Source organism: Nocardioides sp. (assembly GCF_051876515.1).
Classification (GTDB): domain Bacteria; phylum Actinomycetota; class Actinomycetes; order Propionibacteriales; family Nocardioidaceae; genus Nocardioides.
Genome location: NZ_JBJEHY010000169.1, coordinates 1 through 8,228, shown reverse-complemented (window position 1 = coordinate 8,228; position 8,228 = coordinate 1). Strand labels below are relative to the sequence as shown.

Here is an 8,228-nt window from a genome sequence, read left to right as displayed (position 1 = left end):
TCGATCGGCACGCGCACCTCGCCGATGCGGGCGCGCAGCTCCGGGTCGTCGTAGTACGAGTCGGGGGTGTCGAGGAACTCCACCCCGTTGGCGCGCAGGATGTCGACGCTGGTCAGGATGTCGGAGGTGGCCAGCGCGATGTGCTGGCAGCCCGCGCCGTCGTAGAACTCCAGGTACTCGTCGATCTGGGACTTCTTGCGGGCCACGGCCGGCTCGTTGAGCGGGAACTTCACGCGGTGGTTGCCGCTGGCGACCACCTTGCTCATCAGGGCGGAGTAGTCGGTGGCGATGTCGTCGCCGATGAACTCGGCCATGTTGGTGAAGCCCATGACGCGGTTGTAGAACTCCACCCACTCGTCCATCCGGCCGAGCTCGACGTTGCCGACGCAGTGGTCGATCGCCTGGAAGAGGCGCCGGGGGTGGCCCTCGCGCCGCGCCACCGTTCCGGTGCGGGCGACGAAGCCGGGCAGGTACGGCCCCGTGTAGCGCGACCGGTCCACCAGCGTGTGCAGGGTGTCCCCGTACGTCGCGATCGAGGCGCGGCGCACGGTGCCGTGCTCGTCACTGATGTCGTACGGCTCGTCGACGATCTCGGCGCCCATGGCCCGGGCGTGCTCGATGCAGCGGTCCACGTCGGGCACCTCGAGGGCCAGGTCGACCACCCCGTCCCCGTGCTTGCGATGGTGCTCCAGCACGGGACTGTCGGGGGTGACCCCGCCGACGAAGACGAAGCGCGCCGAGCCGGAGCGCAGGACGTACGCCTTGGAGTCGCGGTGCCCGGTCTCGGGGCCGCGGTACGCCTCCAGCTCCATGCCGAACGCCAGCTGGTAGAACTGCGCGGTCTGCGTGGCGTTGCCGACGACGAAGCACACCGCGTCCATCGCCGTCACGGGGAACGGGTCGGCCGACGCGTCGTACTCGACGAGACCGACGAGCTGGCGCAGCTGGTCGACGCTCAGGTCGGCCCGCACCTCGCCCTCGGTGAGCACCCCGCTGGTGAGCGCGTCCTTCGAATCCTCTGAATGTGTGGTGGCAGTCACACGCCAACCCTGTGTCCCACCGACAGTGTGTGCAACAGTGGCGGCTCAGGCTGTACACACTGCACACCGAGAGGCGCCAACATGGACGAGTTGGACGGCAGATTGCTCGCCCTGTTCACCGTCGAGCCGAGGATCGGGGTGCTCGAGGCCTCACGCCGCCTCGGCGTCGCGCGCGGCACCGTCCAGGCCCGCCTCGACCGGCTGCAGGCCGAGGAGGTCGTGACCGGGTGGGGCCCGGACGTGTCGCCGGCCGCGCTCGGCTACCCGGTGACGGGGTTCCTGACCCTGGAGATCCGGCACGGAGCCGGGCACGACGAGGTCGCCACCCACCTGGCCTCGATCCCGGAGGCGCTGGAGGCCCACACCATCACCGGCGCCGGCGACATGTGGGTGCGCGTGGTCGCCACCTCCAACGCCGACCTCCAGCGCGTCATCGACCTGGTCCTGGCCTGCCCGCTGATCGAGCGCAGCACCACCGTGATCGCGCTGGCCGAGCAGGTGGGGTTCCGTACGCTGCCGCTGGTCCGGGCCGCGACGGGAACCTGAACCCCCTCGCCCCGGCCAGGCGTCAGGAGAAGATCATGCAGCTCGACGTGGCGTGCGCGACGAGCTTGCCGGCGGCGTCGAACAGCTGGGCCTCGGCCAGGGCCGTACGCCGCCCGCGCTGGATCACACGGCCCACGCAGCGCAGCTGCCCGGACTCCTCGGTGACGGTCCGCAGGAACTTCACGGTGAGGTCGAGCGACGTGTACCCCTCCCCCTCCGCGAGCGTGGAGTGCACCGAGCAGGCGGCGGCGGTGTCGAGCAGGGTGGAGATGACGCCGCCGTGCACGGAGCCGATCGGGTTGTAGTGCCGCTCCCGGCTCGGGGTCAGGGTGACGGTGACGGAACCGCGCTCCACGATGAACTCGTCCATGCCCAGGGTGACGGCGATGGGGGCCGGCGGGATCACGCCGTCGGCCATCAGCATGAGCTGGGCGTAGCCGTCCAGCTCGGGGGTGGCGTCCACGGCATCCTGGGTCTGCGTCATGGACTCAGCCTGCCTCCGTGTCGCTGAGTCTGTCAACCGAACTCAGCTACGCTGTGAGCATGCCCACGGCCGACCTCCCCGTCCCCCGCCCCGCCGCTCTGGCGTTCTCCGCCGACAACTGCACCATCGGCCGGGCGATGGGCGTCCTGGGCGAGCGCTGGACCTTCGTCGTGCTGCGCGAGGTCTTCAACGGCATCCGACGCTTCGAGGACATGCGGGTCCGCACCGGCATCAACCGGCAGGTGCTCACCAGCCGGCTCGCCCTCCTCGTCGAGCAGGGGGTGCTGCACAAGGTCGCCTACCAGGAGCCCGGGAGCCGCCCCCGCCACGAGTACCGGCTGACCGACAAGGGGTTCGACCTGTACGGCGTGCTGGTGGCCGTGGCCGACTGGGGCGACCGCTACCTCGCCGACCCCGAGGGCCCGCCCATCACGTTCGTGCACCGCGACTGCGACGCGCAGGTCCACGCACGGCTGGCCTGCGAGGCGGGCCACCCGGTCGACGACGTCCGCGACGTCGTCCCCGCCCCCGGGCCGGGGGTCCACCTGCGCGAGGCCTGACGGGTCAGGACGTCTGCCGCGTCGACCAGTCCCGGATGCGGTCGATCCGCATCCGCAGCTGCTCTGCCGTGGCCACCGCGGCCGGCGGTCCCCCGCACTCCTTGCGCAACGCGGAGTGGGTCACCCCGTGCGGCTGTCCGGTGCGGTGGAACCAGGCCGCCACGAGCCCGTTGAGCTCGCGCCGCAGGACGCCGAGCTGCTCGTGCGTGGTCAGCTCCGCCACGCTCACCTCGGGGCGCGGGTTGGCCGCCTTCTGCTTCTTGGCCCGCTCGGTCTGGCGCGAGTGCAGCAGGTCGCGCACCTGGTCGGGCTCCAGCAGCCCGGGGATGCCGAGGAAGTCCATCTCCTCCTCGGACCCCACGTGCACCTCGCCGGAGTGGCCGAACTCGCCACCGTCGTAGAGGACCCGGTCGAAGGAGGCCGTCGAACCCAGCGCCTCGAACGAGAGCTCCAGCTCGCCGGAGGCGGCCTCGGCCGCGTTGGCCTGGGCCATCAGGGCGTCCTCGGCGGCGAAGATGTCGTCCTCGTCGGTGATCCTGCGGCCCAGCACGTGGTCGCGCTGCGTCTCCATGTCGGAGGCGAAGCCCAGCAGGTTGGGCACCGACGGCAGGAAGACCGAGGCCGTCTCGCCGCGGTTCCGGGCGCGCACGAAGCGGCCCACGGCCTGGGCGAAGAACAGCGGCGTCGAGGTCGTGGTGGCCCACACCCCGACGGCGAGACGCGGCACGTCGACGCCCTCGGAGACCATCCGGACCGCCACCATCCAGCGCTTGTCACCGCTGGAGAAGTCCTTGATCTTCTTCGACGCGCCCTTCTCGTCGGAGAGGACGACGGTGGGCGACTCGCCCGTGATCCGCTTCAACGCACCCGCGTACGCCCGCGCCGACTCCTGGTCGCTGGCGATCACCAGACCACCGGCGTCGGGGACGTGCCGGCGTACCTCTGCCAAGCGCTTGTCGGCCGCCTCCAGCACCGCCGGGATCCACGACCCCTGCGGGTCCAGCGCCGTGCGCAACGCCTGGGCGTACATGTCCTTGGTCAGCGGCTCGCCGAGGCGCGCGGTGATCTCGTCCCCGGCGCGGGTGCGCCACTGCATCTCGCCCGAGTACGCCATGAAGAGCACGGGACGCACGACGTGGTCGGCCAGCGCGTGGCCGTAGCCGTAGGTGTAGTCGGCGATCGAGCGCGGGATGCCGTCGTCGCCCGGGGCGTAGGTGACGAACGGGATCGGGTTCACGTCCGAGCGGAACGGCGTCCCGGTCAGCGCCAGGCGGCGCGTCGCCGGGCCGAACGCCTCGGAGACGCCCTCGCCCCACGAGAGCGCGTCGCCGGCGTGGTGGATCTCGTCCAGGATCACCAGGGTCTTGAAGTTCTCCGTACGGATCCGCATCGCCAACGGGTTGACCGCGACGCCGGCGTACGTCACGGCGATGCCGATGAACTCCTTGGAGGTCTTGCCCTGTCCGGCCGAGTACGTCGGGTCGATCGGGATCCCGGCGCGGGCCGCGGCCTCGGCCCACTGGACCTTGAGGTGCTCGGTGGGCGCCACCACGGTGATCCGGTCGATGACGCGCCGGTTGAGCAGGTCGGCCGCCACGGTCAGCGCGAACGTGGTCTTGCCGGCACCCGGGGTCGCCACGGCCAGGAAGTCGCGCGGGTTCGTGGCGACGTACTTGTCCATCGCGGCCTGCTGCCACGCCCTCAGTGAGGGCGCAGTCCCCCACGCGGCCCGTGCGGGCCAGGCGGGAGGCAGCGGCGCGTCAGGCCGCGCGCTCACGCGTCAGAGCCCTGGTCCCCCGAGCCTCCGCGGGGATTGATCGAGTCGAGCACTTCCTTGCACTCGGGGCACACGGGGTACTTCTCGGGCGCCCGGCTCGGCACCCACACCTTGCCGCAGAGCGCGATCACGGGGGTGCCCTGGACCATCGCCTCGGTCAGCTTGTCCTTGGGGACGTAGTGCGAGAAGCGCTCGTGGTCACCATCGTCGACAGGCAGGGTCTGACGGTCTTCGACTGTCTGGGTGCCGGGCGAGAAACCGATGGTGCTCATGATCCCCCAGCCTAGCCGCACCAGGCCGAGAAACCGACCCGCGCGCGGTGTGGCGAACTCCTCTCACGCCCAGTTCCGGCCCACCCGGCCCGGACCCACCCAGGCGGGACCCACTCAGTTCAGGTCCGGGTCCGACGGCCTGGTCGTGTGCCACGCCAACATCCCGGGCTGCCGCCGCATCACCTCGCGCCACAGGTCGGAGGTGTCGGCGCGGAACCAGTCGCCCGGCTGCGAGGCGACGACGTGCCAGCTCCCCTCCTCGATCTCACGCACGAGCTGGTCGGCGCCCCATCCGGCGTACCCGACGTAGACCCGCATCTGGCTCAGCGCGTCCATCACCAGGTCGCCGGGCGCGTCCAGGTCGACGACGCCCAGGTTCCCCACCAGGGGCTGCCACCCCAGAGGCGCCTGCTCGGCCTCGCCCAGCAGGCCCAGCCCGATCACACCGTCGGTGCTCACCGGCCCGCCCCGGAAGAGCACGCCCGGCTCCCCCACGCACGGGCGCCACGACTCCAGGACGTCGACCACGTCGATCCCGGAGGGCCGGTTGAGCACGACACCGAGCGCCCCGTCGTCGTTGACCTCGAGGAGCAGGACGACGGTGTCGGCGAAGTTCGGGTCCAGCAGGTCGGCGGTGGCCAGCAGCAGCGTGCCCGGACCTGGTCTGGTCCCCCGCTTCTCGGCAGAGCTCATGACTCCATCATGCGCTCCGCTCCCGTTGCCGGGCACCGTTCGCCGCGAAAGCGGCCTGGCCCCGGACGTGGAACGACCTCCCTCAGCGGCTCAAAGGGGGGAGGGATGAGGCGACAAAGTGGGAGGAGTCGCATGCGCTGAGCGAGGTCGTTCGGGGAGAGACGATCGCGGATCAGGTCCGCGGATCGTTCAAGACCAAACTAAGCGAGCGCTCGGTGCATCCCCAAGCCCGCGCACGCGTGAGACGCGGCACATGCACGCCCCCGGCAGGGCCCGCACTAGGCTGCACCCATGGACGCACCCACGACGCCTGCCACCGACGAGCGCCCCCGGTCCAACCAGCGCCACTTCTCGGCACTGACGCGCGCGTCGCTGGTCGACGTCGCGCAGGACCTCTTCAGCCAGCAGGGGTACGCCGCCACCTCCCTGGACGCCATCGTCTCCGGGGCCGACGTCACCAAGGGCGCGCTGTACCACCACTTCAGCAGCAAGCAGGCGCTCTTCGAGGCCGTCTTCGAACGGCTCGAGCAGGCCGCGGCCGAGCAGGTCAGCGAGGCGATGTCCGGCATCACCGAGCCGTGGGAGATGGCGCAGGCCGGTCTCCGCGCGTTCCTCGACGTCCTGCAGAGCCCGCTGTACCGCCGCGTCGTCATGCAGGACGGCCCCTCGGTTCTCGGCACCGACCGGTTCCGCCAGGAGGAGGAGCGCTCCACCTTCGGCATCGTGGTCGGCATCATCCACTCCGTGCTGGCCGCGGGCCCGGGCACGTGGGAGATCGACGACGAGATGATCGACACCTTCGGGCGCATCTTCTACGGCGCCCTGTCGGCGGCCGGCATCTCGATCGCCGCCAGCGACGAGCCGGAGGCCGCGGCCAAGCGCGCCGAGGCCGCCGTCGCGTTCATCCTCCTGGGCCTGCGCGAGCTGGCCGAGAAGGAGGAGACCCTCCCCGACCACCGCATCTGAGGGTCGCGGCGCGGGCGGAGCGTACGAACGACACAGCGGGGCCGGGACGGATCATCCGTCCCGGCCCCGCTGTCACGTGGTCAGGGCGTCACTTGCCCCAGGTGACGTTGCCGGTGCCGGTCGGCACCAGCTCGATCCAGACCTTGCCGGCGGGGACCACGAGGTCCTCGCCCTTCTTGGTCTTCAGGGTGATCTCGCCGTCCAGGCCCTTCTTGGTCCAGGTGCCCTGGACCGCGCGGCCGTCGTGGAAGAGGACCGCGTCGTTGGTGCCCTCGAAGACGGACTCGGGCACGAAGGAGCCCGACGGGTCGCGGTAGCCGGCGTCCTTGACGTCGACCCGCATCACCAGGACCGACTCCGGCACGAAGTGGTCGCCGTCGGCGGCGAACGAGTTGGAGTTCTCGTACGTGCCCTTGCTGAAGGTCCAGTTGGTCACGTGGTTGCCGAAGCCGGCCGCGATCGTGGTCGCCTTGGCGCCCTTGGGCAGCTCGTCGGCGGAGCCGAAGGGGAGGTACAGCGGCGGCTCGTCGCCGGCCTTCTGCCCCTTGGCGATCGTGGTCAGGCTCGCGAAGAGGTTGTACGGCGCGTAGCGGCCCGAGGCCCGGTAGACGCCCTCGTCGCCCTCGGTGACCCACGGGATGCCTGCCCCGCGGACCCGGTCCAGGGTGACCTGGGCGGCGCCGCTGGTGACCACGGTGGCGCCCGGCGGGACGATGCCGATGTCGCTGGCACGCATGGAGCGGACCGGGCCGACCTCCTCGGGAACCTCGGAGTAGAAGAAGGTCGCCAGGCGCGTGTAGCCGCCCTCGACGAGCTCCTCGACCACCATGTCGGCCTTGCTGAGACCCACCTGGGGAGAGCTGCCGCTGGTGTTGTCGATCTTGACCACCAGGACGGGGTGCTTGGGCGCCTTGCCGTCACGCTCGAGGCCAGTCAGGGGCCACAGCGCCGGCTCGGCGGGCTCGGAGGTGGCGGTCTCGGTCGGCTCGGCCTTCGGCTCGGGGTCCTCGGAACCACCACAGCCGGCGAGCATGAGGGAAGAGATGGCCAGGGTGACGATGCTCAGACGCAGTCGACGCACGATTGCTCCAGTTTGACGGTGGTACGGATGAGTCGGCGACCGGTGGGACCCGGCGCCAGCACACAGTGTTGCGCGCTGTCCCCAAGGAACGACGCAGGCGCGCGGGGAATGTCGAGGCGAACACTCAACAATCACCGCGCGCCGTGGACGTCGGTCCCGGGGGCGCCGCAGAGGTCAGCGGCGGCGCAGGGTGCCGCCGAACCAGCTGCTGGTCCAGGGCTTCTCGATCGTGACGCTGCGGCCGGTGCTGGGGGCGTGCAGCATCTGCACGCCGCCCTTCGTACGGCCCATGAAGATGCCGGCGTGGTAGACGCTGCCACCGCTGTGGAAGAACATCAGGTCCCCCACGCGCAGGTTCTTCTTGGCGACACGGCGCACGTGGCCCGCCTGGGAGCCCGACGTGCGCGGCACGCCGAGACCGGCCTTGCGGTAGCTGTAGTAGATGAGGCCGGAGCAGTCGAAGGCGTCCGGGCCGGCGGCGCCGTACCGGTAGGCGTCACCGCGCTGGCGCTTGGCGACCTTGACGGCTGCCAGGACCTTGCGGTTGACCCGCTCCTTGGCGGTGACCCGGTGCACCTTGGTCTTGGAGGTGGTCGGGATGGTGTCGACCTCGCCGGCGCCGGAGGCGAGCAGGTCGGTGGAGGGCTCGGAGGCATGGGCGGTGGCGGTGCCCAGAGCGGGCACGAGGAGGGTGGCCACGGCCACCAGGACGAGCGCGCACGAGTGCGCGGCGCGACGGATCGCAGGCATGAGTGTGTTCCTTTCCCACGCCTGTGAGGTGAGCTGTCGGGTTGGAGCTGGAAAGTGCT

The 8,228-nt window shown here is 70.9% G+C and carries 10 protein-coding genes; 3 read left to right on the top strand and 7 right to left on the bottom strand.

Translation table 11 applies throughout. The features are described from left to right. Nucleotides 1-1,040, bottom strand: a 1,040-nt coding sequence (hppD, locus tag ACI379_RS12805) for a 4-hydroxyphenylpyruvate dioxygenase (protein ID WP_439792475.1), incomplete at its 3' end; no start/stop codon positions are given. 81 nt (nucleotides 1,041-1,121) lie between these two features. Here hppD and ACI379_RS12800 point away from each other — a divergent pair. Further along, the gene (locus ACI379_RS12800; protein ID WP_439792474.1) at nucleotides 1,122-1,586 is read left to right on the top strand and encodes an Lrp/AsnC family transcriptional regulator; all 465 of its coding nucleotides are present in this window, start codon (nucleotides 1,122-1,124) and stop codon (nucleotides 1,584-1,586) included. Nucleotides 1,587-1,608: 22 nt separating this feature from the next. Here ACI379_RS12800 and ACI379_RS12795 read toward each other — a convergent pair whose 3' ends face one another. After that, nucleotides 1,609-2,070 (bottom strand): PaaI family thioesterase, encoded by a 462-nt coding sequence (locus ACI379_RS12795; protein WP_439792473.1) that lies wholly within the window; start codon nucleotides 2,068-2,070, stop codon nucleotides 1,609-1,611. A 59-nt stretch (nucleotides 2,071-2,129) separates the two neighbouring features. On the opposite strand from ACI379_RS12795, the gene ACI379_RS12790 reads away from it, so the two are divergent. Further along, a complete protein-coding gene (locus tag ACI379_RS12790; protein ID WP_439792472.1) occupies nucleotides 2,130-2,630 on the top strand; it encodes a winged helix-turn-helix transcriptional regulator in 501 nt (166 codons plus the stop codon). A 4-nt stretch (nucleotides 2,631-2,634) separates the two neighbouring features. Here the strand turns inward: ACI379_RS12790 and ACI379_RS12785 are convergent, their stop codons facing one another. From ACI379_RS12785 to ACI379_RS12775, 3 genes are all read right to left on the bottom strand, one after another. Beyond that, a complete protein-coding gene (locus ACI379_RS12785) occupies nucleotides 2,635-4,407 on the bottom strand; it encodes a DEAD/DEAH box helicase (RefSeq protein WP_439792471.1) in 1,773 nt (590 codons plus the stop codon). Continuing rightward, nucleotides 4,404-4,679, bottom strand: a complete 276-nt coding sequence (locus ACI379_RS12780) for a DUF3039 domain-containing protein (RefSeq protein WP_439792470.1) — start codon at nucleotides 4,677-4,679, stop codon at nucleotides 4,404-4,406. The genes ACI379_RS12785 and ACI379_RS12780 overlap by 4 nt, the downstream gene beginning before the upstream one ends. Nucleotides 4,680-4,793: 114 nt before the next feature. After that, nucleotides 4,794-5,372: a YqgE/AlgH family protein gene (locus ACI379_RS12775; protein ID WP_439792469.1), complete on the bottom strand. Its 579-nt coding sequence runs from the start codon at nucleotides 5,370-5,372 to the stop codon at nucleotides 4,794-4,796. Between the two features lie 291 nt (nucleotides 5,373-5,663). On the opposite strand from ACI379_RS12775, the gene ACI379_RS12770 reads away from it, so the two are divergent. Then, nucleotides 5,664-6,338, top strand: coding sequence for a TetR/AcrR family transcriptional regulator (locus tag ACI379_RS12770; protein ID WP_439792468.1), 675 nt, complete (start codon nucleotides 5,664-5,666; stop codon nucleotides 6,336-6,338). An 88-nt stretch (nucleotides 6,339-6,426) separates the two neighbouring features. Here the strand turns inward: ACI379_RS12770 and ACI379_RS12765 are convergent, their stop codons facing one another. Continuing rightward, on the bottom strand, nucleotides 6,427-7,419 hold the full coding sequence (locus tag ACI379_RS12765) for a DUF3048 domain-containing protein (protein WP_439792467.1): 993 nt from the start codon (nucleotides 7,417-7,419) through the stop codon (nucleotides 6,427-6,429). 174 nt (nucleotides 7,420-7,593) lie between these two features. Continuing rightward, entirely contained in the window at nucleotides 7,594-8,169 is a 576-nt protein-coding gene (locus ACI379_RS12760) for a C40 family peptidase (RefSeq protein ID WP_439792466.1), read from the bottom strand. Nucleotides 8,170-8,228: the final 59 nt, after the last annotated feature.

Excerpts from the sequence above, each read along its gene's own strand:
- ACI379_RS12800 (WP_439792474.1), top strand. The coding sequence starts at position 1,122 with ATGGACGAGTTGGACGGCAGATTGCTCGCCCTGTTCACCGTCGAGCCG.
- ACI379_RS12795 (WP_439792473.1), bottom strand. The coding sequence starts at position 2,070 with ATGACGCAGACCCAGGATGCCGTGGACGCCACCCCCGAGCTGGACGGC.
- ACI379_RS12790 (WP_439792472.1), top strand. The coding sequence starts at position 2,130 with ATGCCCACGGCCGACCTCCCCGTCCCCCGCCCCGCCGCTCTGGCGTTC.
- ACI379_RS12780 (WP_439792470.1), bottom strand. The coding sequence starts at position 4,679 with ATGAGCACCATCGGTTTCTCGCCCGGCACCCAGACAGTCGAAGACCGT.
- ACI379_RS12775 (WP_439792469.1), bottom strand. The coding sequence starts at position 5,372 with ATGAGCTCTGCCGAGAAGCGGGGGACCAGACCAGGTCCGGGCACGCTG.
- ACI379_RS12770 (WP_439792468.1), top strand. The coding sequence starts at position 5,664 with ATGGACGCACCCACGACGCCTGCCACCGACGAGCGCCCCCGGTCCAAC.
- ACI379_RS12760 (WP_439792466.1), bottom strand. The coding sequence starts at position 8,169 with ATGCCTGCGATCCGTCGCGCCGCGCACTCGTGCGCGCTCGTCCTGGTG.